The following is a 22,941-nucleotide window of genomic DNA, read 5'->3' on the forward strand; positions in this document are numbered from 1 at the left end:
TGCAACTTTCGATGTATCGTATCTTGCCGTGGAAGGCGGCGTGCCGCCTACACCGGGAAATCCGTCGACTGCGCCAGCGCCTTCCAGGCTTCGGTTTCCTCGGCCACGTACGCGTTCTTTTCCGCGATCACGCGCAGGGCGTCCGTGCCCAAGGGCAGGCGTAGCGGGGGCGTTGCGGCATCGGCCAGGGTGATCATGGCCGCAGCCAGCTTTGCCGGGTCGCCCGGTTGCTGGTGATTCAGGCCGGCCGCAATCCGTCGCACATTGCCCGACGTGGCGTCGTAGTCGTCGATGATGGCGCCTGCCACGGTCAGCGACGTCGCGTCCAGGAAATCGGTGCGGAAATAGCCGGGTTCGACGACGGTCGCGTGGATGCCCAGCGGCTTGAGTTCCGCATGCAGCGCTTCGGTCAGCCCTTCGACCGCGAACTTGGTCGAGCAGTACGCGCCGAACCCCGCGCCGGACCGGTAGCCGCCCAGCGAAGACAGGTTGATCACGTGGCCGGCACGTTGCGCCCGCAGCGTGGGCAGCACGGCGCGCGTCACGTTCAGCAGGCCGAACACGTTGGTGTCGTACATGCGGCGCACGTCGGCATCGCTGGACTCTTCAACGGCGCCCAGCAAGCCGAAGCCCGCATTGTTCACCAGCACGTCGATGCGGCCGAATCGCGCCAGGCCGGCGGCGACGGCCGCCTTGGCCTGGGCTTCGTCGGTGACGTCCAGCGCAACGGGAAGCAGGGCGGGCGACTCGCCCAGACGTTTTGCGATGGCGTCGACATTGCGGCCGGCGGCGATGACGGCATTGCCATCGGCAAGTGCCGCCTCGGCGATCAACGCACCGATGCCGCGCGAGGCGCCGGTGATGAGCCAGACGCGTTTGAAGGAGGTGACGGGAGTTTGCATGGAGAGGCTCCGAAAGGGGGGGAATGAGCCTAGATCGTAGGGGGATCGATAATCCCGGAATAGATAGGAAATAGCGGAAATATAATCAACAAAAATTTGCGAATGGGCCTGCCATGAACGAAATCCGTGCCGTCACCATCTTTGCGCGCGCCGCCGTGCTGGGCAGCCTGCGCCGCGCAGCGGTGGACCAGGGCATTTCGCCTCAGGCCGCCAGTCACGCGGTGATGCAGCTGGAAAAGGAGCTGGGCGTGCGCTTGTTCCACCGCACCACGCGCAAGCTCAGCCTGACCGAAGAAGGCCAGCAACTGCTCGAAAGCGTGGCGCCGGCCCTGGCAATGTTCGCGACCGCGCTGGATGATGCGCGCCGGTCGCGGCAGGACATCGCCGGCCCCTTGCGCGTCAGCGCGCCCAGGACGATGGCGCGCCACGTAATCTGGCCCGCCCTGATGGCGTTCGCCGCTGAACATCCCAGCGTGCAGCTGGACGTGCAGTTCGATGACCAGTTCACCGATCTGGTCGCAGACCGCGCCGATGTCGGGTTCCGGGGCGGTTCGCCGCCGGCCGAAGGGGCCATCGCGCGCCGGCTCGTGCCCATCCAGCTGATCGTGTGCGCCTCGCCCGCCTATCTGGCCCGCCACGGCACGCCCCGGACCATCGAGGCGCTGGACGCACACCGCTGCACGGGCTACCGGCGCGTCAACACCGGCAAGCTCGCACCCTGGGAGTTCATGGTCGGCGACGAAATCCAGTATCGCGACGTGCCGGCCGTGTTGTGCACGAACGATGCCGAAGCGGAAACCGATGCCGTGGTGGCGGGACTGGGCATCGGGCAACTCGGCAGTTTTTCAGCCGCTGGACCCATCCGCGCCGGCTTGCTGGTGCCGCTGTTGACGCAGCATCTGACGCAGCGGGAATCGTTCTATATCTACTATCGGCGGCGAACGGAACAGCCCCTGCGCGTCAAGGCGTTCATCGATTTCATGGTGGAGCGCCTGGCGGACAACCAGGACTTCTTTCTGACGCGTGCCGAGCTGACGCGTCCGCGCAAACCCGGCGCATAGAGCCCGCGCGTTTGACGGTGTATTCTCGATTGCGTGGCGCGCTTGCCAACCCGGTGCGCGCGAAGCAGAACAAAGCGGGCAGCGCCCATCCGGCGCCCGTCCGCACCCGAATATCCAGGAGACAGGACCATGTTGTTGACGGAAGAACAGCAGAGCATTCAGGAAATGGCGCGCCGCTTTGCGGCCGAACGCCTGGCGCCCAACGCCGAACGCTGGGACCACGACCACGAATACCCCGCTGACGCCATCCAGGAGATGGCGCAACTGGGGTTTTTCGGCATGCTGGTGCCGGAAGAATGGGACGGCAACGCCAGCGGCTATATCTCGTATGCGGTGGCGCTGGAAGAAATTGCCTCAGGCAACGGCGCGTGTTCCACGATCATGAGCGTGCACAACTCGGTTGCCTGCATGCCGATCCTGAAGTTCGGCACCGATGCGCAGAAAGACCAGTTCCTGCGGCCTCTGGCCACGGGCGAACACATCGGGGGCTTTGCGCTGACCGAGCCGCAAGCGGGGTCCGATGCCAGCAGCCTGCGCACCCGGGCCCGCCGCGACGGAGACGACTACATCCTGAACGGCGCCAAGCAATTCATCACCTCGGGCAAAAGCGGCCAGACGGTGATCGTCTTCGCCGTGACTGATCCGGACGCTGGCAAGCGCGGCATTTCCGCCTTCATCGTGCCGACCGACACGCCGGGGTATCAAGTGCTGCGCGTCGAAGACAAGCTGGGCCAGCACGCCTCGGACACCTGCCAGATTGCGTTTGAAGACATGCGCATTCCGGCGGCTTACCGTTTGGGCGCAGAAGGCGAAGGCTACAAGATCGCGCTCGCCAACCTGGAAGGCGGGCGCATCGGCATCGCCTCGCAATCCGTCGGCATGGCGCGAGCGGCGTTCGAATGCGCGCGCGACTACGCCCGCGACCGGCAGGCGTTCGGCAAGCCCATCATGGAGCACCAGGCGGTGTCGTTCCGGCTGGCCGACATGGCCACGCAGATCCATGCGGCGCGCCAAATGGTGCTGCACGCCGCGGCATTGCGTGAAGCGGGCAGGCCGGCGCTGATGGAAGCCTCGATGGCCAAGCTTTTCGCCTCTGAAATGGCCGAAAAGGTGTGCTCGGCCGCGATCCAGACGCTGGGCGGCTACGGCTACTTGAAGGATTTCCCGGTGGAGCGTATCTACCGCGATGTGCGCGTGTGCCAGATCTACGAAGGCACCAGCGACATCCAGCGGCTGGTGATTGCACGCGGCCTGTAGCCAGCGCGACGGCGTTGTCTCCCAGACTGCGCCGTCGCGGCGGGTACGGCTTCAGCCCGGGCGGCCTTGCGCCAGTTGCGCGTCCCAATACGCCAGGTGTTCCTGCCAGTCGGGGCGGTCAAGCGCGCGCAACTGATCCAGGATGGGTTGGGCATCGTCCGGCCGGCCCAGGAGCAGGTTGGCCTTGATCAGGTTGCTGCCCACCTGCAGGCCATGCGCGTGGACCTGGAAGCGGGGGCCGGCCAATTCCAGGATGTCGGCGATACGGCCGGCATTGCCCAGGTCGCCGCTCATCTGCATCAGCAAGTCGGCGGGGGCGGGGTCGCCCGCGCGCGACAGCGCTTCGTTGTACAGGGCGATCGCGCCGGCGTAGTTGTGCGACCCAAGCTCACCGCGCGCCAACCATAGCTGCGCACGCCAGCTGCCGGGCAGGGCGGCGACTTTGCGCATCGCCGTGATACCCGCCGCGTCGCCGCCGAAATCGCGGTGGATGGCCTCGAACCAGCCCAGCCCGTTGTCCTGGTTGGGGTCTTGTTGCAAGGCGCGCCACAAGGTGTCGAGCGCCCGGGCTTCGTCATCGCGTTCGGCATGGATCTTGGCCAGGTTGGTCAGCACGATGCCCGTCTCGCCATGTTGCGCGCAGAACGCCTGCAACACGCGTTCGCTGTCGTCTAGCCGGTCCTGCTTCATGTAGACGATGGCTTGCAACACCACGGCGCGTTCGGGGCTCGGGTCCAGTTCCACCAGCCGTTCGGCGGGGCCGACCATCTCGTCGATGAAGCCGTCGTTCAGCGACTGGATGATCAGGCCCGCCAGCCGGTCGGCATCGTTCCAGTCCTGTTCGATGGCGCCGGGCAGCACGTTCTCGCGCCATTGCTCGCGGGTGACGAGCACTTCGCGGCCCTGGGCGTCGTAGGCGCGGATCATCTGGTCACTGTCGGGATGGGAACTCATGCATTGGATCCTTCGGAAAAGTTGCGCCGGCGCCGCCGCGCCCACAGCGTGTAGACAATGATATTGCCTACGATCAGCAACGTGGCCAGCACGATCTGCGTGGTCCGCGTGATGCCCTCGGGGTAGATCAGGCCCAGCACATAATGTTCGATGAAGCCGCCGGCGTATCCCTGCTGGCCCGCCTGCTGCCGCAGCGACACCTCCAGCGGCGTCAGGGGGCAGATCCAGCCCATGCCGATCACCATCGCGCCCCACGCCAGCGCGGGCAGATGCCAGTAGGCGATGCGGGGCTTCCACAGCGCAAGCAAGCCGCCGAACATGACGAAGGCGACGAAGAGGCCATGCGCGACCAGGACCAGGTCGGCAAGGATGCGGTAAGTCATCGGAAGTTCTCTGCAGGTTCAGGAAATGGCCGGCGCGCAACGCCGGACCCGCATTTAATCTTAAGGCTGCGCGGGCCGGGCGGCATATTGGCAACAAAGCAAGACGCTTGGTGTCGGAATAGAATGCCGGCGTCAACACACTGCGTGAGGCAAGGACAATGGGCCAGACGATAGAAGGGCGGATTCAAGCCGCCGAAGAGCAACTGCGCCAGGCGATGCTGGCATCCGACATCGCGGCGCTTGAGCGCCTGCTGGATCCGCAGTTGCTGTTCACGAACCACATGGGTTGGAGCTTCACCCGCGAAGACGACCTGGACGCGCACCGTTCGGGCATGCTGAAGATCCATGGGCTGGACCTGTCCGAACTGAACATCCTGCCGCGCGCGGAATGCGCGGTCGTGTCGGTGCAGGCGCGGATATCCGGCAGCTACAACGGGGTGCCGGCCAACGGCACATTCCGGTTCATGCGGACCTGGGCGCTGGATGCGGTCTCCGGTCAATGGCGCGTGATCGCGGCCAGCTCCGTCATGGTGGTGTGACGCCCGCCAGGCGCCCTCAGACCTTCAGGTCGCGCAGCAGCTTGGCCAGTTCGGGCGCCGTCATCAGCGACACGCCTTGCGCCTTCGCGTAGGCCCAGGCGTTGTCGGACACGTCGCCCAGGGCGATGTAGATGGCTTCGCGGGCGCCGCGTTTCTCGCGTGCCGCCTGCAGTTCGCGCAGCGGCTCCACCCCCACGCGGGCGGCCTTCCAGCGCTTGGCGCTGACGATGGCCACGTGGCCGTCCTTGCTTAGGGCGAAATCCGCGCCGGGCGTCTGCAGGCGTTGCACCTCACAGCCGTCGCGCTTGAAGCCGGCCTCGACCGTGGCGGCGAAGTCGGGCCACGACATGGCGGCGGCGGTTTCGGCCACGGCCTGCACGCGGGTGCCCGAGGGCGCCCGCAATTGCTTGTAGGCGGCCATGATGGAAATGACCGCGAACGGCACCGCCGCAAACACGCCCATCGCCGCGTAATCCAGCGGCAGTGCGGCGAATCCGCCCACGCACAGCAGCACCGCCACGCCAGCGCTCATCCACCACGGCGAACGCAGCAGGACGGCGAAGATGGAGTTCTGGGACATCTTGAGTTTCATGGCGGCTCGCGGCGTTGCGGTGTCGGGGGGGAACGGGGTCAGGCGTTGTCGGCGGGCGCGTCTGCGGCGCGCACCACGATGCGGACGTCGCCGCAGGTGACGATCTGCCCACCGCGGATCTTGGCGGTCTTGCGGGTCTCGACGACGCCGCCTACGCTGACCAGGCCGTCGGCCACCATCATCTTGCCCGCGCCTCCGCTGTCGCAGACGCCGGTGGCCTTAAGCAGCTGGTTCACTTCGATATAGGGGCTGCCGTCGGCAAGCGTGAATTCAATGATGGGCATGGAGGAATTGCGCAAATTCAGGTGTGAAAGCGGCCGGATCGGCCACGTACGTCAGGCGGCCTCAGGCCGGGCCGCCGCGGTTGGTGTTCTCGGGGGCGGCGGCAGGCGCCTCGGGCACGCTGGGCGCGGCGGGGCGGGGTGCGCTTTCCGCGCGCGCCATCCAGGCGATAAGCGACGAACGCATCGCCTCTTCGACCGACATCTGGATGGGCGTCACCCAGTCCTGCGGTACGAAGACGGTGTAGCCGCCGATCATGTAGCCCATCGGCAGGTAGACGGCCACGCGGTCGCCCTGCGTGAAGCCTTCAGGCAGGCCGTCCATGCTGCGGCGGGTGACCAGGCCCACCAGCTCCAGTTGCTGGCCGGGCACGCGCAGGATCACGACCTGCTGCGCCGTATTCTTGGAACTGGGCGAAAAATAGTCCGCGAAGCTCTTTAAGGACGAATAGATGCTCTTGACCACCGGCAGGTTGGTGAAGGGCATTTCCACCACGGTCAGGAAGCGCTGCACGCGTTCCTTGGACACCAGGTACCCGATGGCCAGAATGCCCAGGATGCCCAGCGCCAGGCCCATGCCCGGCACGTAGAAGCCGCCGATGAAGGGGCGCAGGAAAGTCAGCGCCACCGCTTCCGTCCAGGCCAGGAAGATATAGAGCAGGTAGATGGTCAAAGCCAGCGGCAGGACGGTGATCAGGCCGCGGAAGAAGTATTTGTAGAGACGAGTCATAGGCAGGAACTAGAGAATTAGGGTCGGACCAAGGCTTGCCGGCGCGGGTCAGAGGGCCGCCAGCATAGCAGCCGGCGCCCGCGTGTTTCGTAATAAACCGCATCGCCCCGGGGATATCGGGGCCAGGGAACCCTGCGCGCGCGGCCTAGCGGTCGACGGGCAGGTACAGGGTTTCCTTGATTTCCTCCATGACCACATAGCTGCGCGATTCCGCGGAAGCCGGCAGTCGTTTGAGGATTTCGCCCAGCAGGCGACGGTATTCGTTCATTTCCGTCAGGCGGGCCTTCACCAGATAGTCGAAATCACCGGACACCAGATGGCATTCCATGACTTCGGGAACATACAGCAGCTCTTTCTTGACCTTGTCGAAGACGTCGCCGGACTTGGCCGACAGCTTGATTTCCAGGAAGACGAGCAGATTCTTGCCCAATGCGGCCGGGTTGACGCGCGCATGGTAACCCGTGATGACGCCTTCGCGCTCCATGCGCTTGACGCGGTCCGAACACGGGGTGGCGGACAGGCTCACCCGATCGGCCAATTCGGTCACCGAAATGCGGCCTTCGCGCTGCAGGATATCCAGGATTTTCAGGTCGATTCGGTCTAGGTCGCGCATTTCACTTTTGGCGATCGAAAAACAGGGGCGTGCCCGGGAAAAGCACTGGCAAAGGAAAATAATCAGTGCTTTTCACTGCGAATAGGCTCATAGACTACCGAAAATACTGACCAAATCCAAATACGGAAAGAATCATGCATGTGATCGTCCTCGGCAGCGGCGTTATTGGCACCACCACCGCCTATTACCTGGCCCGTCAGGGTGCGAAGGTGACGGTCCTGGACCGCCAGCCCGCCGCCGCCCAGGAAACCAGCTATGCGAACGCCGGCCAGGTGTCGCCGGGCTACTCCACGCCCTGGGCCGCGCCCGGGATTCCGTTGAAGGCGATCAAGTGGCTGTTCCAGAAGCATGCGCCCCTGGCGATCCGCCTGGACGGCAGCCTGTATCAGCTGAAGTGGATGGCGGCGATGCTGGCCAACTGCTCGGCCGACCGTTATTCCGTCAATAAGGAACGCATGCTGCGGCTGTCCGAGTACAGCCGCGACTGCCTGCGCGAACTGCGCGCGGCCACGGGCATCCATTATGAAGAGCGCACCCGCGGCACCTTGCAGCTGTTCCGCACCGAGGCCCAGCTGGAAGCCGCCCGCCGCGACATCGCCGTGCTGGAAGAAGTGGGCGTGCCCTACGAACTCCTGGATCGCAACCGCCTGGTAACGGCCGAGCCCGCCTTGGCGCGTTCGATCCACAAGCTGGCCGGCGGCCTGCGCCTGCCCAACGACGAAACCGGCGACTGCCGCCTGTTCACCACGCGGCTGGCCGAGATGGCGGCGGCGCTGGGCGTGGACTTCCGCTACAACCAGACCGTCTCTGGCCTGAACACCGCCGGTGGCCAGATCACCGGCGTGCGCGTGGGCAGCGAAGTCTTGACGGCCGACCGCTACGTGGCCGCCTTCGGCAGCTATACGCGCGGCTTCCTGGAGCCGCTGGGCCTGGACCTGCCGGTCTACCCGGTCAAGGGTTATTCGCTGACCATACCGCTTAAAGACGAGGCCGCCGCGCCGGTGTCGACCATCCTGGACGAAACGTACAAGATCGCCGTCACGCGCTTCGACGAGCGCATCCGCGTGGGCGGCATGGCGGAACTATCCGGCTTCGATCTGCGCCTGAAAGACGCCCGCAGGAAGACGCTTGAACTGGTCGTCAACGACTTGTTCCCGGATAGCGGGCACGTCGCCCAGGCCGAGTTCTGGACGGGCCTGCGCCCCATGACGCCCGACAGTACCCCCGTCGTCGGCCCGACGCGCTACGGCAACCTTTTCCTGAACACCGGTCACGGCACCCTGGGTTGGACGATGGCTTGCGGCTCCGGCAAGCTGGTCGCCGACCAGGTCATGGGCCAGCGCCCGGCCATCCGTACCGACGGGCTGAGCCTGTCGCGCTATGACCGCCGCGCCTCGTCGAACTCGCCGCTGGTGCTGGACGGCAAGCGCGCCTGAGCCGGCGCTTCGACTCGCCCCGCTTCGCTTATCGGGCATCGGCCAAAAGCCATGCTCTCGACGGCCCTCCTCGCGCAAAATGCGGGGAGGGCCGTTGTCTGTTTTGAATGACGCCGCTTGTGCCAAAATCGGCCCATGACCCATTTCCTGCACACTGCCGACTGGCAGATCGGCCGTCAGTACGGCCAGTTCGACACCGACGACGCCGCCATGCTGGCCGAAGCGCGTTTTGACGTCGTGGCACGCATTGCCGCGCTTGCCGCGGAACGCGGCGTAGACGCCGTGCTGGTGGCCGGTGACGTGTTCGATACGCAAGGCGTGTCGGACCGCACGATCCGCCGGCTGTTCGCCGCCATGGCCGCTTACGCCGGCCCGTGGGTGATGATCGCCGGGAACCACGACGCGGCATTGGCCGACAGCGTCTGGAGCCGCGCGATGCAGCTGGGCTGCATCCCCGGCAACGTGCACGTGCCGTTGCGCACCGGCATCGTGGACCTGCCCGCCATCAACCTGGCCGTGCTGGCCGCGCCGCTCACGCAACGCCACACCTACGATGACGTGACGCAGGCCTTCGACACGCTGGAAACGGAACCCGGGCGCGTGCGGGTGGGCCTGGCCCACGGCAGCGTCGCGGGCCGCCTGCCCGACACGATCGACGCCACCAATCCCATCGCACCCGACCGCAGCGCCCGCGCGCGGCTGGACTATCTGGCGCTGGGCGATTGGCATGGCTGCCTGTCCATCGACGCGCGCACCTGGTATGCCGGCACGCCGGAGCAGGACCGTTTCCGCGGCAATGAACCCGGCTACGTGCTGGACGTGCGCATCGATGCCCCGGGCGCCGAGCCCGTGGTGGAACGCGTGGCCACCGGCAAGTACCGCTGGTCCGCCTGGACGGAGACCGTCAGCCTGCCCACCGACGCGCACGCGCTTGCCGAGCGGTTGGCGGCGCTGCGCGCGGAAGACGTGCTGCGGCTGGACGTGCAGGGCCACGTCAACATGGAGACCTGGGACGCGCTGCAACGCGCCGTAGACCAGGCCACCGCCCAGGTGCGGGCCTTGCTGCCGGACTTGTCCGGCCTGCTGCTGGAACCTGATCAGGCCGATCTGGCCGAACTGGGAGCCAGTGGTTACGTCGGCGAGGTGGCCGCGCAATTGCAGGCCTTGCAGGCGGATGGCGCGCAGGCCGCGGTCGCGGGCGAAGCCCTGCGGCTGCTGTTGCGGTTCCAGCGCGAAAGCGCCGCGCAGGGGGCTGCCAAATGAAACTTTCCCGGATTGCGCTTGAAGAATTCCGCAAGTTCCGCCAACCAATGGTGCTGGATGGCTTGCAAGACGGTTTGAACCTTTTCGTCGGTGCGAACGAGGCGGGCAAGAGCACCGTCGCGTCCGCCATCCGCGCGGCGTTCCTGGAACGCTACAGCACCAGCAAGGTCGCCGACCTGGCGCCGCGCGGCGAGTCCGGCGCGCGGCCCAGTGTGGAGCTGGCGTTCACGCACGCGGATCATTCCTACGTGTTGAAAAAGCAGTTCCTGTCGCGAGCCCGATGCGAGCTATTGATCGACGACGGCGCCCAACGCCTGGATGGCGAAGAAGCGGAAAACGCGCTGGCTGCCTTGCTGGGGTTCGAGCTGCCGGGGCGCGGCCAAAGCAAGCCGGACCTGGCCGGCATTCCCGGCCTGCTGTGGATCCAGCAGGGCGATGGCCATAATCTGCAAGAGGCGGCTGGTCATGCCGGCGTCCACCTGCGCGACGCGCTGACGCAGTTGTCCGGAGAGCTGGCCGCCAGTGATGGCGACCGCCTGTTCGAGCGCGTGTCGGCCGAACGCGCCGCCTTGCTGGATGCGCGCAACGGGCGTCCCAAGGGCGCCTACAAGGACGCCGAGGACGCCTTGGCGCGCGCCATCGCCGAACGGGACGAATGCGCGCAGGCGATGGCGCAACTGAATACCGACGTTGACCGCCTGGCGGAGCTGCGCCGCGACCACGAGCGCGCCCAGGCCAGCCAGCCATGGAAGGACTTCGAGGCCAAGGCCGTCGAGGCCCGGGCCCGGCTGGCCGCATTGGCGAAGGAACGCGAAGCGTTTGACGGCCTGCGCCGCGAGCAGACCCAGGCCGCCCAGACGTTGACCTTGTTGCAGGACCAGGTGCGGCGTGACCAGCAGGACGAGGCCGACTACCAGGCGCTTGCCAAGGAATCCCAGGCGGCACGGGCCCGGGTCGACGCCGCGCAAGCGCCGCTGGCCCGCGCGCAGCAGCAGCGTCAAGCGCACGCCGCGGCGGTTGATGCCGCCCGCTTGCGCGTGGCCGCGGTCCAGGCCGTGGCCGACCGCCGCGACCTGGAGCACCAGCTGGCGCAACTGAATGCCGAAGTCGAACGCCTGGACGACGCCCTGAAAGCCGTTACCACGCTGATCGAACAAGGTTCGGCGCTGAAGGCCGAAGCCGTCCGCATCGAAATCGCCGATGGCGATATCGACGCGCTGCGCAAGAGCGAGCGCGAACTGGCCAATCTGCAACTGCGCCAGCAAGCCATCGCCACCCGGCTGTCGTATCAGCTGGAAGCCGGGCGCCAGGCCACGCTGGACGGCAAGCTGTTGGCCGGCGACGGCCAGGTGCTGCTGACGTCCTCCGCCGACCTGGATCTGCCGGGAGTGGGGCGCTTGCGCATCGAACCGGGCGGCCAGGACCTGCCGGCGTTGCAACGCGAACGCGCGGCTTTGCAGACGGCCTGGAGCGCGTTGCTGGAACGGTTGGGGGTGACGGCATTGGCCGACGCTGAACAGCGCCACGCGCGCTATACGGCCTTGCAGCGCGAACTGGACGGCATGCGCAAGACGCTCGCCATCCACGCGCCCAAGGGCGTGGACGTGCTGCGTGGCCAACGCGATGACGCGTTGGCCCGGCGCGTGCCCTTGCAGGAGCGGCTGGCCAAGCTGCCCGCGCCGGCCGCGGGCCAGATGTCGGATCAGGATGACCTGCCTGCCGCGGCTCAGGCGCTGCGTGAGGCCGAGGCGCTGGCTGCGCAGGCCGACGCGTCGCTGGCGGCCGCGCAGCGGGCGCTGGACGCCGATAGCGCCCGCGCGCAATTGCTCGAGGGCCAGGCGGCGGCGCGCGGCGCCGAACTGCAATCGGCCGAGCGCGCCGCGCAACGCCAGGCGCGCGCGGGCCGGCTGGCCGAAGTGCGCAGCGGCCACGATGAACTGGACCGCCGCGTGCGCGAGGCGCAGGCGGCACTGGCGGAGCATCGTCCCGACCTGCTCGAGCAAGACGTCCAACGCTACGAGAAATCCGCCGCCATCGAACGCGATGCGCAGCACAAGCGCCACGGCGAGATCCTGCAACTGCAGGGCAAGCTGGACCAGGCGGGCGCGCAGGGCTTGGGCGAACGCCTGTCCGAATCGGCTGCCGCGTGTGAACGCCTGGCGCGCCGTCGCGATGAATTCGCGCGCCGCGCCGCCGCGCTGGAGCTGCTGCTGACCCTGCTGACCGACAAGCGCGCGGCCGCCACGCAGCGGCTGCAGGCGCCGCTGGCGCGGCGGTTGAACCACTACCTGGCCTTGCTGTTCCCCGAGGCCGCGCTGCGGCTGGACGATGCGCTCTTGCCGACTGCGTTGCGTCGCGGCGAGGGTGAAGATCTGCTGGAGGCGCTGAGTTTCGGCACGCGCGAGCAACTGGGCATCCTGGCCCGGTTCGCCTATGCCGACCTGCTGCGCGAAGCCGGGCGGCCCACCTTGCTGGTGCTGGACGACGCCCTGGTCCACACCGACGATGCGCGGCGCGACTTCATGAAGCGTGCGCTGTTCGATGCGGCCACGCGCCACCAGATCCTGATGTTCACGTGCCACGGCGAGGCGTGGCGAGACATGGGAGTCGAGCAGCGCCGGATCGGCGCTTCCTGAGCGGCTTGACGGCGTAAGGGGTGAACGGATAGGCTACGCCCATGCCTGACTTCACGCCCTACGCCGATTTCGCCGCCGCTGCTTCTGCAGCCGGCCGCGGCGCGCGCGCGTGGTCTGCGCATGCCGGTCTGATCCCTGCGGCGCCTGCCGCAATTTCTCCCGTCGTTTCTCCTGTCGTATTTGCGATCGTTTCTGCGGTCGTCTCTCCGCCCGCCTCGCCGCCTGCCGGCGTGGTCTCGGGCGTGCATCCGCCCTTGGCGGTTGTGTTCGGCTGACCGCCAAACTCTCCACTCCAGTCCTTGTCCGTTGTCAGTGCGCATGATGGGTTGACGCGTATCGCGCGCCCCAAGCGCCGCTGATCCGTGCCGGTTTGCCGATAGTCGCGGCAAGCCGGCGCAGGGCTGGAGCCTGTTCTTACCCTGACAGGTGAAACCTCATGTCTTTCGATCGATCCACGTGGACCGCTTACGGCTCCACCACCTTGTTCGTGCTGCTGTGGAGCGGCGGCGCGATCTTCGCCAAATGGGGGCTGTCGCACGCCTCCGCGTTCGGCTTCCTGTTGTGGCGCTTCATCCTTGCCTTGGCGGTGCTGGGGGCGATATGCCTGTGGCGCAAGCGCTGCTTGCCGGAGCGCGGTACGCGCAAGACCGTGGCGCTGACCGGGCTGCTGTTGATCGGCAGCTATTCCATCTGCTATCTGCTGGCGTTGGACCATGGCATCACGCCGGGCGTGTTGGCCACGTTGCTGGGCGCGCAGCCCATCCTGACCCTGGCGGTGATGGAACGCCGCTATTCGCCGGCGCGGCTGGCGGGGCTGTTCCTGGCGCTGTGCGGTCTCGTGATGGTGGTGTACCAAAGCATCGGCATGGCGCGCTTTTCAGTGGCGGGCATGGCGTTCGCCTTTGCCGCGCTGGCCAGCATGACCGCGGGCGCCATCCTGCAAAAGCGCGTGAAGCAGGCGCCCATGGACGTGATGCCGTTGCAATACACGGTCAGTCTGGCGCTGTGCCTGCTGTTCGTGCCGTTCCAACCGATCCGGGTGGACTGGACCGTCGGGTTTGTCGTGCCGCTGATCTGGATGGGGCTCGTGATATCCGTGGGCGCGACGCTGCTCTTTTACCGCATGATCCAGGCCGGCAACCTCGTCAACGTCACCAGTCTGTTCTATCTGGTGCCGGCCGGCACGGCGGCGCTGGATTACCTGATCCTGGGCAACCGCCTGTCTGCGCTGAGCCTGGCCGGCATGGGGGCGATCCTGCTGGGCCTGATGCTGGTGCTGCGCAATCCGGCGGCGGCGGTCAAGCCAGCGCCGGATAAGCGGCCGTCGGCCAAGACGACCGCGTAGCGGCCGGCGCCGAGTCTCCGCCTTCCGCCGCGTCCTGCCCCACCCAATGGCCGCTGACAAGCTGGGCAGGGCGCGTCTGGGCCGAGACGCGGGCGCAGACGGACCAGGCGTCCAGCCGGACGCTCAGCCCGGCATAGACGCCATGGCCGTCGCCGGCCTGGATCACGCCTTCGGCCTGCACGCCCTCACCGGCGCGGATCGAGCCTTCGGCGCGGATGTCGCCGCCGGCGATCAGGCCCCACCCGGACGCCAGGTGCTCGCCGCACTGGATGGAACCCCCGGCCTGGATGCCGCAGGCCGCATTGATTTCCTTGTCTGCGCGCACGTCGCCGCCGGTCTTGATGCCCTGGCCGCACTTGATGGCGCCTTGCGTCTGCACGTCCTGGCCGGCATGCAGGTGGCCCGTCACGGCCAGGTCCTGGCCGGCGCAAATGTCCCATTTGGCGCGCACGTTGCCGCCGCAGTCCAGGCTGGTGGCGGTTTCGATGCCCCAGTCCGCCGCAATGTCTCCGCCCGCGCGCAGATTGCCGCCGCTGGCGATGTTGGCCGCGGCAGTGATGTTTTCCCCCGCCATGATCGTTTCGCCCGCGCGGATGCCGCCGCCGGTGATGATGCTGCGGCCGGCGCGCACCACGCTGTCCACGTTGATGCCCATGCGCACTTCCAGCGTGCCCGCGAAGACGATGGCGTTGGCGTCCACGGCATCCAGCTTCAGCACGGCGTCGGTGGGACCGAACTGGTCCAGCAGCCAGCAGGCGTCGCTGACGCGGCCGTCGGCCACCAGCGCATCAAGCACGGCCTGGTAATCCCCCTGTCCGTTGTGGTCGCGGATGAACCATTTGTAGCCGCCCGCGCAGGGGTTCTTGGCTTTGACGAATTTCTTGGTAAGTTGCATGGCGCTGAAAGGGGAGATCTGTGCGTGGCCCGGCCGCCAGCGGTCGGGGCGGGCGGCGAAGATTCAGGCGCGGGCGCCCGGCCACGCGGTAGGGCGTCCGCCGGCGCGTGGCAGGCGGCAACGCGCACGGATGTGCAGGGCCACCGGCGACAGGCCGGAATAGGAAGGGGGAAAGCGGAGGCGCCGGGCGATTAGCCGGGCTTGGAGCGCGCGTAAGCGGAACGCGCGGCGACTTCCTGCGAGCTCAACAAAGTCGAGCGCAGGGCGCAAAGGACGCAGGCAGCGGGGGGGATGGGAGAAAAATCGGATCGCACGGGGGCAGATGCTAACACCCGCGCGTCCGGAGTCAAGTGGGAAAGGCTGGCTTCGAATGAAGCAGCAGCCTTTCCCTCAGGCGGGGATCAGTTCGTCGAGACGATGTTGCGTTCCTTGGCGATGCGCTGGCGCAGTTCCAGTTCACGCTTGATCTGCGCGGCGTACTCGGCGGGCGTATTGCCGTCCACCAGCGAACCGCCGTCGGCCAGCCGCTGGACGATCTTCGGGTCTTTCAGCGCCTTGACGGCGGCGTCGTGGATGCGGTCAACCACGGCTTGCGGCGTGCCGGCGGGTGCGACCAGCCCGTACCAGGCCATGTTGTCCATTTCGGGCAGGCCGCCTTCCTTGAAGGTGGGGACGTCCGGCAGGGCGGGCAGGCGCTTGGGAGCAGCCACGGCCAGGGCACGCAGCTTGCCGGCCTGGATGTGGGGCATGGACGAGGGCAGGTTGTCGAACTGGGCGTTCACCTGGCCGGCGATCACGTCGTTCAGGGCCGGGCCCGAACCTCGGTAGGGCACGTGGACCATGTCGGTCTGGGTCAGCGACTTGAACAATTCGCCGTCCAGGTGGCCGATGCCGCCTGCGCCGGACGAGGCATAGCTGTACTTGCCGGGGTTGGCCTTGAGCAGGGTGATGAATTCCGCCAGCGACTTGGCGGGCACGGCCGGGTTGACCGTGAGCACGTTCGGCACGTTCACCAGGTTGGTGATCGGCGTGAAGTCCTTGATCGGGTTGTAGGGGTTCTTGGGGTTGGTGGCCGGATTCGTGGCCATGGTGCTGACGGTGGCCACGCCCAGCGTGTAGCCGTCAGGCGCGGAACGGACCAACGCGTCGGCGCCGATCGAGCCGCCGCCACCGCCGCGGTTTTCCACCACCACGGCCTGGCCCAGTTCACGGCCCAGGCCTTCGGCAACGATACGGGCGACGATGTCGGTCGTGCCGCCGGCGGCAAAGGGGACGATCAGGCGGATGGGCTTATTAGGGTACGGATCTGCGGCGTGGGCGCCGGAACTAAAGCAGACGCCTGCGATGGCGGCGGCCAGGATGGCCTTGGCATGAGACAGCACGGTCAAGAGTCTTCTCCATATTTTGTTGTTCCGAGCCGACCGGCTTCTTGGGCCGGCGTCGGTGAAGCGCGCTTTGCCGGGATGCTGGCGTAGCCGACGCTTCGTGGGCGCAATTCCACACAGGAATCCCCCTACGGTCAACTCAGGATTCTCCCTGTCTTTACGCAAAAATATTTTTTCAGTGACGGATAGTTGTGTGGAAATCGCGTCAGATCGCCGAAAAAGCCAAGCCTGACAACAAGATGAACGATTTCTCAAACCCTGTCATTGCGCAATCATTGCGCAGTCATCGTGCTGTCATTAGCCGGGTTCACGCATAAATCTCTGCATAACTTACAAGAATCTGATATTTTTCGGATGAGATTCTTGGCCGGTCTTGCAAGAAAGCTATTGCGTTTGTTTCTGTCTGCGCCGTTCAATGGGGCGTTGGTTGATGTCCCCGCGGGGCAACGTGTAGTGCAGCGACGCACCGGGCCAGGGTTCCGTCCGTTTTTCAATCCCCGGTCTGTTTCGTCTCTCGCTGCCACGTGCCGGCGGGAGGGGGCCCGGACATTCTCGGAACGCCATGTCGCTGATCCTGATCCTCGCTCTGCCGTTTGCCGGCAGCCTGTGCGCCGCGCTGTTGCCTTCGAACGCCCGTAATGCCGAGGCGTGGTTGGCCGGCTTGATCGCCCTGGCCTGTGTGGTTCTGATTGCCAGCCTTTACCCGGAAGTCGCCAACGGCGGCGTGATCCGGTTCGACATGCCGTGGGCGCCCGCCCTGGGCCTGCAGTTCACCTTGCGCATGGACGGCTACGCGTGGCTGTTCGCGCTGATCGTCTCCGGTATGGGCGCACTGGTGGTCCTGTACGCCCGCTATTACATGTCGCCGGAAGATCCGGTCCCGCGCTTTTTCTCGTTTTTCCAGGCCTTCATGGCCGCCATGCTGGGCGTGGTCCTGTCCGGCAACCTGATCCAGCTGGTGATGTTCTGGGAAATGACCAGCCTGGCGTCATTCATGCTGATCGCGTATTGGCATCACCGCCTGGACGCCCGGCGCGGTGCCCGCATGGCGCTGACGGTGACGGGCGCAGGCGGCCTCTGCCTGCTGGCGGGCGTGCTGATCCTGGGCCATATCGTCGGCAGCTACGACATGGATCGCGTGCTGGCCTCGGGCGACTTGGTGCGCGCCGACCCCTGGTATCCGGCCGTGCTGGTGCTGGTGGCGCTTGGCGCATTGACCAAAAGCGCGCAATTCCCGTTCCATTTCTGGCTGCCCAACGCCATGGCGGCGCCCACGCCGGTGTCCGCCTACCTGCACTCGGCCACCATGGTGAAGGCCGGGGTATTCCTGCTGGCCCGCTTCTGGCCGGTGCTGTCAGGCACCGACGAATGGTTCTGGATCATCGGCGGAGCAGGGCTCATCACGCTGGTCTTGGGGGCCTATGCCGCCATCTTCCAGCAGGACATGAAGGGCGTGCTGGCGTATTCCACCATCAGCCACCTGGGCTTGATCACACTCTTGCTGGGGCTCAATAGCGAGCTTGCGCTGGTGGCCGCCATCTTCCACATGATCAACCACGCCACCTTCAAGGCGTCGCTGTTCATGGCTGCCGGGGTCGTGGACCACGAAACCGGCACGCGCGACCTGAGCCGCCTGTCCGGCCTGTACAAGGCCATGCCCATCACCGCCACCCTGGCGATGGTGGCGGCGGCGTCCATGGCAGGCGTGCCGCTGCTCAACGGCTTCCTGTCCAAGGAAATGTTCTTCGCCGAGACCACTTTCATCAGCGGCGACAGCTTCACCCAGATCGGCCTGCCGCTGATGGCCACCATCGCCGGGGCATTCAGCGTGGCTTATTCGCTGCGCTTCATCCTGCAGGTGTTCTTCGGCCCCCCGGCCACCGACCTGCCGCGCGCGCCGCATGAGCCGCCGCGCTGGATGCTGTTCCCCAGCGCGCTGCTGGTGTTCATGTGCCTGCTGGTGGGCGTGTTGCCCGCCCTGACGGTCGGCCCGTTCCTGGCGACCGCGGCGCAGAGCATCCTGGGCGAGAACATGCCCGAATACAGCCTGGCCGTCTGGCACGGCGTGAACCTGCCGCTGGTGATGAGCCTGGTCGCCACGGCGTCCGGGGTGCTCCTGTACCTGGCGTTGCGCGCCCACCAGCGCGCCAACCCGGGCCGCGTGCCGTTCATCTACCGCCTGGACGGCCGCCGCACCTTCGAAACGTTGCTTGATGGCTCCAGCGTGGCGGCGGCCTGGCTGCTGCGCTGGGTGGCGTCGTCGCGCCTGCAGGTGCAGATGCTGCTGATCGTGCTGGGCACCTTGTTCGTGGCCTGGCTGCCCTTGCGCGGCGGCGGATGGCTGGAAGGCACGGGCCGCATGACGCCGGTCGACCCCGCTTTCGCCCTGTTGTGGCTGGTGGGCGGGGCTTGCGCGCTGGGTGCTGCCTATCAGGCCAAATACCACCGCCTGGCATCGCTGGCGCTGGCCGGCGGCGCCGGCCTGATCACCTGCCTGACCTTCGTGTGGTTTTCCGCGCCCGACCTGGCGCTGACCCAGTTGTCCGTTGAAGTGGTCACCGTGGTGCTGCTGCTTCTGGGCTTGCGCTGGCTGCCCCGCCGCATCGAGAAGGACGACGAGGAAACGCTCAAGGCCACGCTGCGCGCCCGAGGCCGCCGTTTGCGCGACCTGCTGATGGCCACGGCCGCCGGCACCGGCATGGCGGCGCTGGCCTACGCGGTGCTGGTGCGTCCGCAAGGCGAGACGATCTCTTCCTATTTCGTGGATCGCGCGCTGCCCGACGGCGGCGGCACCAACGTGGTGAACGTGATCCTGGTGGACTTCCGCGGCTTCGACACCTTCGGCGAGATCACGGTGCTGGGCATCGTGGCGCTGACGGTCTACGCGCTGCTGCGCCGCTTCCGTCCGGCCGCTGAAAGCGCCGACCTGCCGCGCCAACAGAAGGAACAGGACGGCGGCGTACCGGCCGCGCCCGACATCAAGTCGCTGGTGCCCGAAGGCTCGATGATGGTGCCGACCGTGCTGGTGCGCCTGTTGCTGCCCACCGCTGCGCTGATTTCGGTGTACTTCCTGCTGCGCGGCCACAACCAGCCCGGCGGCGGCTTTGTCGGCGGACTGATCTTCGCCACCGCCGTCATCCTGCAATACATGGTGGGCGGCGTGTACTGGGTGGAGTCGCGCAGCCGGCTCAACCCGCAGAACTGGATCGGGATCGGCCTGCTGGCCGCCGGCATCGCGGCGGTGACCGCGTGGCTGGCCTACAAGCCGTTCCTGGCCGCGCTGGCCTGGGATGTCGCGCTGCCGCTCATCGGCCACGTCCATCTGTCCAGCGTGCTGCTGTTCGACCTGGGCGTGTACATGCTGGTCGTGGGCTCCACCGTGCTGGTGCTGGTGGCGCTGGCCCACCAATCGCTGCGCGCGCAACGCAAGGCCGCCGCCGAAATCCAGGCGGCCGCCACACAAACAGGGGAAGCCTGATGGAATTGATCTATGCCGTCGCGATCGGCGTATTGGCGGGCTCGGGGGTCTGGCTGCTGCTGCGGCCGCGCACCTTCCAGTTCATCATGGGGCTGTCGCTGGTGTCGTATGCGGTGAACCTCTTCATCTTCGGCATGGGCCGGCTCACCTCGGGCCGTCCGCCGGTCGTGGACCCCGCCATGGCGCATGACCCTTCCTGGTACGCCGACCCGCTGCCGCAGGCGCTGGTGCTGACGGCCATCGTGATCGGCTTCGCCACGACTGCGCTGTTTCTGGTTGTGTTGCTGGCCTCGCGCGGCCTCACGGGTACCGACCACGTTGATGGACGGGAGTCCCAATCTTGAGTTTCTGGCTTCAACACCTTCCTGTACTGCCCATCATCACGCCGCTGCTTGCAGGCGCGGCGATGCTCTTGCTGGCCGATACCAGCCGCTATACGCGGGGGGCGATTTCGGTGGTCGCCACCTTGGCCCAGCTGGCCGCGGCGATTGCGCTCCTGGCCGTGGCCGGCGGCGGCGTGCCCGGCGTCTGGCCCGATGGCGTAGGCGTCTACCTGGTGGGCGATTGGCCCGCGCCGTTCGGCATCGTGCTGGTGGTGGATCGCCTGGCCGCCGTCATGCTGACGCTGACCGCCGTGCTGGGCCTGGCCACGCTGATCTATGCGCTGGCCCGCTGGGACCGCGCCGGCGTGCATTTCCATTCGCTATTCCAGTTCCTGCTGATGGGCTTGAACGGCGCCTTCCTGACGGGCGACCTCTTCAACCTGTTCGTTTTCTTCGAAGTGCTGCTGGCGGCATCCTATGGCCTGCTGCTGCACGGCTCGGGCGTTGCGCGGGTCAGCGCGGGGCTGCAATACATCGCCGTGAACCTGGTGGCTTCGTTCCTGCTGCTGATCAGCATCGCGCTGATCTATGGCGTGACCGGCACGCTGAACATGGCGGACCTGGCCCTGCGCGCCGGCAACCTGACGGGCGCCGAACGCATGCTGTTCGAAGCCGGCGCCGCCATCCTGGGGGTGGCCTTCCTGGTGAAGGCGGGCGCCTGGCCGCTGAACTTCTGGCTGGTGAAGGGCTACGGCTCGGCAGGTGCGCCGATCGCGGCCATGTTCTCGATCATGACCAAGGTCGGCATCTACGCGCTGTTGCGCATCGGGTCGCTGCTGCTGCCGTCGGGCGCGCCTGCGGCGTTCAGCCTGGACTGGATGTTCGCGGCGGGCCTGGCCACGCTGCTGTTCGGCGCGCTGGGCCTGCTGGCGACCCAGCAGCTGGAGAAGATGGTGGGCTATTGCGTCATCGTGTCGGCCGGCACGCTGCTGACGGCGCTGGGCATGCCCGGCGTTACCCTGACCGGCCCCGCGCTTTTCTACCTGATCAGCTCGGTGCTGACCACGGGCGCGTTCTTCATGCTGGCCGAACTGATCGAGCGTACGCGCAGCTTCGGCGCCAACGTGCTGGCGGTGACGTTGGACGCCTTCGACCTGGACGACCCTGCGTCGGTGAACCGTTCTGACGACGTGGTCGGCGTGGCGATACCGGCAGCCATGGCGTTCCTGGGCCTGGCGTTCATCTGCTGCGCGCTGCTGGTGACGGGCTTGCCGCCCTTGTCGGGCTTCGTGGCCAAGTTTTCGCTGCTGTCGGCGGCGGTGTCGGCCGCCACCGAATCCGCGCCGCCGTTTGACGCATGGATCCTGGTGGCCGCCGTACTGGTCTCGGGCCTGGCGGGCCTGGTCGGCCTGGGCCGCACCGGCATCCGCGTGTTCTGGGCCAGCGACGACCGCAGCACGCCGCGCCTGCGTGTGATCGAAGCAGGGCCGGTGGCCGTGCTGCTGTTGCTGTGCGTCGGCCTGGCCGCAGGGGCGGGGCCGGTGTCGGCCTATCTGGACGAGGCCGCGCGCTCGCTGGATCAACCCAAGTCCTATATCGACGCCGTCATGTCCGCGCAGACCGTGCGCGGTGTCAAGGGAGGAAGCTGATGCGCCGCCTTTACTTCCTTTTCCTGCCCGTTTTCCTGTTCGTCCTGTGGCTGGTGCTGAACGAAAGCCTGTCCGCGGGCCAGATCGCCCTGGGTGCGGCGCTGGCGCTGTGGTTCACGTGGGCAGCGTCGCGCCTGCGTCCCTTGCATGCGCGGCCGCGCCGCCTGTGGAAGGCCGTGCCGCTAATCCTGCACGTCACGGCGGACATCATCAAGTCCAACATCGCCGTGGGCAAGCTGATCCTGAATCCGCGCCGGAACGATTTTTCACCCGGCTTCATCATGATCCCGCTGACCATGCGCGATCCGCACGGCCTGGCCATGCTGGCCTGCATCGTCACCTACACCCCAGGCACGGTCTGGGTGGACCTGACGCCCGACCACAGCTTGAAGCTGCACGTGCTCGACCTCCAGAACGAAGACGACTGGGTCAAGCTGGTGCAGGAGCGCTACGAGCGCCCGTTGATGGAGATGTTTGAATGACTATGAACACCGCACTGTATTGGGCAGCGTCCTTTGCCCTGGTGTGCTTTGCGCTGGGCATGGTGTTTGCCGCCATCCGCCTGCTGCGCGGCCCCACGGCGCAGGACCGCGTCCTGGCGCTGGACACGCTGTACATCAACGGCATGCTCACCATGCTGGTCTTCGGCATCCGATCGGGGGCGTCGCTGTACTTCGATATCGCGTTGCTGATCGCGCTGTTCGGCTTCGTGGGATCCACCGCGATGGCGCGCTTCCTGCTGCGCGGCGAGGTGATCGAGCCATGATCGAAACCGCCATCCCCCTGTGGGCCGGCATCCCGGCCTGCATCCTGCTGGTGCTGGGCGGCCTGCTGGCGCTGACCGGTTCGGCAGGCCTGCTGCGCTTTCGCACGTTCTACGCACGCATCCATGCGCCCACGCTGGGCAACACCCTGGGTTGCGGCTGCGTGCTGGCGGCGTCCATCCTGGTGTTCTCGGCCTTGTCGGCGCGGCCCGTGTTCCACGAAGTGATCATCACGCTGTTGCTGGTCGTGTCGTCGCCAGTCACGGCCATGCTGCTGATGCGCGCGGCCACCTACCGCAATCGGCTGACCAAGGCCGACGCGGACCTGGATGCCCGCTGACGGCTGGTAACAAGCGCCACTGCATGTGAACGCCACATGCCATGCTGCACCGCGGCAGGTATCAACAACAGGGCCAAGCGGCCCTGTTTTTTTGCCGCCGCGCCGCCCCACGGCA

The 22,941-nt window shown here is 66.8% G+C and carries 23 protein-coding genes; 14 read left to right on the forward strand and 9 right to left on the reverse strand.

Annotation, left to right across the window (positions count from 1 at the left end; genetic code table 11):
• Positions 1 to 47 precede the first annotated feature (47 nt).
• Positions 48 to 902 (reverse strand): oxidoreductase, encoded by an 855-nt coding sequence (locus tag AC3WMU_RS04830; protein ID WP_006227498.1) that lies wholly within the window; start codon positions 900 to 902, stop codon positions 48 to 50.
• A 113-nt stretch (positions 903 to 1,015) separates the two neighbouring features.
• Between AC3WMU_RS04830 and AC3WMU_RS04835 the strand changes: the two genes are divergently transcribed.
• Both AC3WMU_RS04835 and AC3WMU_RS04840 read left to right on the forward strand, forming a co-directional pair.
• The gene (locus tag AC3WMU_RS04835; RefSeq protein ID WP_006227497.1) at positions 1,016 to 1,963 is read left to right on the forward strand and encodes a LysR family transcriptional regulator; all 948 of its coding nucleotides are present in this window, start codon (positions 1,016 to 1,018) and stop codon (positions 1,961 to 1,963) included.
• Positions 1,964 to 2,092: 129 nt separating this feature from the next.
• Positions 2,093 to 3,220: an acyl-CoA dehydrogenase family protein gene (locus tag AC3WMU_RS04840; RefSeq protein ID WP_492281931.1), complete on the forward strand. Its 1,128-nt coding sequence runs from the start codon at positions 2,093 to 2,095 to the stop codon at positions 3,218 to 3,220.
• 51 nt (positions 3,221 to 3,271) lie between these two features.
• Here the strand turns inward: AC3WMU_RS04840 and AC3WMU_RS04845 are convergent, their stop codons facing one another.
• Both AC3WMU_RS04845 and AC3WMU_RS04850 read right to left on the reverse strand, forming a co-directional pair.
• Positions 3,272 to 4,174: a tetratricopeptide repeat protein gene (locus tag AC3WMU_RS04845; RefSeq protein WP_492281932.1), complete on the reverse strand. Its 903-nt coding sequence runs from the start codon at positions 4,172 to 4,174 to the stop codon at positions 3,272 to 3,274.
• Positions 4,171 to 4,557, reverse strand: coding sequence for a DUF2784 domain-containing protein (locus AC3WMU_RS04850; RefSeq protein ID WP_006227494.1), 387 nt, complete (start codon positions 4,555 to 4,557; stop codon positions 4,171 to 4,173). Before AC3WMU_RS04850 ends, AC3WMU_RS04845 begins: the two co-directional genes overlap by 4 nt.
• A gap of 158 nt (positions 4,558 to 4,715) precedes the next feature.
• Here AC3WMU_RS04850 and AC3WMU_RS04855 point away from each other — a divergent pair, with 158 nt between their 5' ends.
• Positions 4,716 to 5,096 carry a nuclear transport factor 2 family protein gene (locus AC3WMU_RS04855; RefSeq protein ID WP_006227493.1) on the forward strand — a complete coding sequence of 127 codons (381 nt, stop codon included), beginning with the start codon at positions 4,716 to 4,718 and terminating at the stop codon, positions 5,094 to 5,096.
• A gap of 16 nt (positions 5,097 to 5,112) precedes the next feature.
• Here AC3WMU_RS04855 and AC3WMU_RS04860 read toward each other — a convergent pair whose 3' ends face one another.
• The 4 genes from AC3WMU_RS04860 to AC3WMU_RS04875 form a co-directional block, all read right to left on the reverse strand.
• On the reverse strand, positions 5,113 to 5,688 hold the full coding sequence (locus AC3WMU_RS04860) for a restriction endonuclease (protein WP_280026099.1): 576 nt from the start codon (positions 5,686 to 5,688) through the stop codon (positions 5,113 to 5,115).
• 38 nt (positions 5,689 to 5,726) lie between these two features.
• Complete coding sequence (locus tag AC3WMU_RS04865) at positions 5,727 to 5,972, reverse strand: RNA-binding S4 domain-containing protein (RefSeq protein WP_006227491.1); 246 nt, start codon at positions 5,970 to 5,972, stop codon at positions 5,727 to 5,729.
• A gap of 61 nt (positions 5,973 to 6,033) precedes the next feature.
• On the reverse strand, positions 6,034 to 6,699 hold the full coding sequence (locus tag AC3WMU_RS04870) for a DUF502 domain-containing protein (protein WP_006227490.1): 666 nt from the start codon (positions 6,697 to 6,699) through the stop codon (positions 6,034 to 6,036).
• Between the two features lie 145 nt (positions 6,700 to 6,844).
• A complete protein-coding gene (locus AC3WMU_RS04875) occupies positions 6,845 to 7,312 on the reverse strand; it encodes an Lrp/AsnC ligand binding domain-containing protein (RefSeq protein WP_088587260.1) in 468 nt (155 codons plus the stop codon).
• Positions 7,313 to 7,446: 134 nt separating this feature from the next.
• Between AC3WMU_RS04875 and AC3WMU_RS04880 the strand changes: the two genes are divergently transcribed.
• The 5 genes from AC3WMU_RS04880 (at position 7,447) to AC3WMU_RS04900 (ending at position 13,992) form a co-directional block, all read left to right on the forward strand.
• Positions 7,447 to 8,748 carry a D-amino acid dehydrogenase gene (locus tag AC3WMU_RS04880; RefSeq protein WP_006227488.1) on the forward strand — a complete coding sequence of 434 codons (1,302 nt, stop codon included), beginning with the start codon at positions 7,447 to 7,449 and terminating at the stop codon, positions 8,746 to 8,748.
• 135 nt (positions 8,749 to 8,883) lie between these two features.
• Positions 8,884 to 10,011, forward strand: coding sequence for a metallophosphoesterase family protein (locus tag AC3WMU_RS04885; RefSeq protein WP_492281933.1), 1,128 nt, complete (start codon positions 8,884 to 8,886; stop codon positions 10,009 to 10,011).
• A complete protein-coding gene (locus AC3WMU_RS04890; protein WP_492281934.1) occupies positions 10,008 to 12,647 on the forward strand; it encodes an AAA family ATPase in 2,640 nt (879 codons plus the stop codon). Before AC3WMU_RS04885 ends, AC3WMU_RS04890 begins: the two co-directional genes overlap by 4 nt.
• A 41-nt stretch (positions 12,648 to 12,688) precedes the next feature.
• Complete coding sequence (locus AC3WMU_RS04895) at positions 12,689 to 12,922, forward strand: hypothetical protein (protein WP_006227447.1); 234 nt, start codon at positions 12,689 to 12,691, stop codon at positions 12,920 to 12,922.
• Positions 12,923 to 13,083: 161 nt separating this feature from the next.
• Positions 13,084 to 13,992 (forward strand): DMT family transporter, encoded by a 909-nt coding sequence (locus AC3WMU_RS04900; protein WP_006227448.1) that lies wholly within the window; start codon positions 13,084 to 13,086, stop codon positions 13,990 to 13,992.
• Here the strand turns inward: AC3WMU_RS04900 and AC3WMU_RS04905 are convergent.
• The gene (locus tag AC3WMU_RS04905) at positions 13,946 to 14,887 is read right to left on the reverse strand and encodes a hypothetical protein (protein WP_492281935.1); all 942 of its coding nucleotides are present in this window, start codon (positions 14,885 to 14,887) and stop codon (positions 13,946 to 13,948) included. The two genes, AC3WMU_RS04900 and AC3WMU_RS04905, sit on opposite strands and share 47 nt — an antisense overlap.
• A 401-nt stretch (positions 14,888 to 15,288) precedes the next feature.
• The gene (locus tag AC3WMU_RS04910; protein WP_006227450.1) at positions 15,289 to 16,275 is read right to left on the reverse strand and encodes a Bug family tripartite tricarboxylate transporter substrate binding protein; all 987 of its coding nucleotides are present in this window, start codon (positions 16,273 to 16,275) and stop codon (positions 15,289 to 15,291) included.
• 559 nt (positions 16,276 to 16,834) lie between these two features.
• On the opposite strand from AC3WMU_RS04910, the gene AC3WMU_RS04915 reads away from it, so the two are divergent.
• Genes AC3WMU_RS04915 through mnhG form a run of 6 tightly spaced genes read left to right on the forward strand, consistent with a single transcriptional unit; the run spans position 16,835 to position 22,826 of the window.
• Positions 16,835 to 19,750 carry a monovalent cation/H+ antiporter subunit A gene (locus AC3WMU_RS04915; protein WP_006227451.1) on the forward strand — a complete coding sequence of 972 codons (2,916 nt, stop codon included), beginning with the start codon at positions 16,835 to 16,837 and terminating at the stop codon, positions 19,748 to 19,750.
• Positions 19,750 to 20,094 carry a Na+/H+ antiporter subunit C gene (locus tag AC3WMU_RS04920; RefSeq protein ID WP_006227452.1) on the forward strand — a complete coding sequence of 115 codons (345 nt, stop codon included), beginning with the start codon at positions 19,750 to 19,752 and terminating at the stop codon, positions 20,092 to 20,094. The genes AC3WMU_RS04915 and AC3WMU_RS04920 overlap by 1 nt, the downstream gene beginning before the upstream one ends.
• Complete coding sequence (locus tag AC3WMU_RS04925; protein WP_088587267.1) at positions 20,091 to 21,722, forward strand: monovalent cation/H+ antiporter subunit D; 1,632 nt, start codon at positions 20,091 to 20,093, stop codon at positions 21,720 to 21,722. The genes AC3WMU_RS04920 and AC3WMU_RS04925 overlap by 4 nt, the downstream gene beginning before the upstream one ends.
• Complete coding sequence (locus AC3WMU_RS04930; protein ID WP_492281936.1) at positions 21,722 to 22,204, forward strand: Na+/H+ antiporter subunit E; 483 nt, start codon at positions 21,722 to 21,724, stop codon at positions 22,202 to 22,204. Before AC3WMU_RS04925 ends, AC3WMU_RS04930 begins: the two co-directional genes overlap by 1 nt.
• A 2-nt stretch (positions 22,205 to 22,206) precedes the next feature.
• Positions 22,207 to 22,488 carry a K+/H+ antiporter subunit F gene (locus tag AC3WMU_RS04935; RefSeq protein ID WP_006222313.1) on the forward strand — a complete coding sequence of 94 codons (282 nt, stop codon included), beginning with the start codon at positions 22,207 to 22,209 and terminating at the stop codon, positions 22,486 to 22,488.
• Positions 22,485 to 22,826, forward strand: coding sequence for a monovalent cation/H(+) antiporter subunit G (gene mnhG / locus AC3WMU_RS04940; protein ID WP_006222312.1), 342 nt, complete (start codon positions 22,485 to 22,487; stop codon positions 22,824 to 22,826). Before AC3WMU_RS04935 ends, mnhG begins: the two co-directional genes overlap by 4 nt.
• The last annotated feature ends 115 nt before the right edge of the window (positions 22,827 to 22,941 follow it).

The organism is Achromobacter sp. FW305-C-13 (assembly GCF_058783475.1).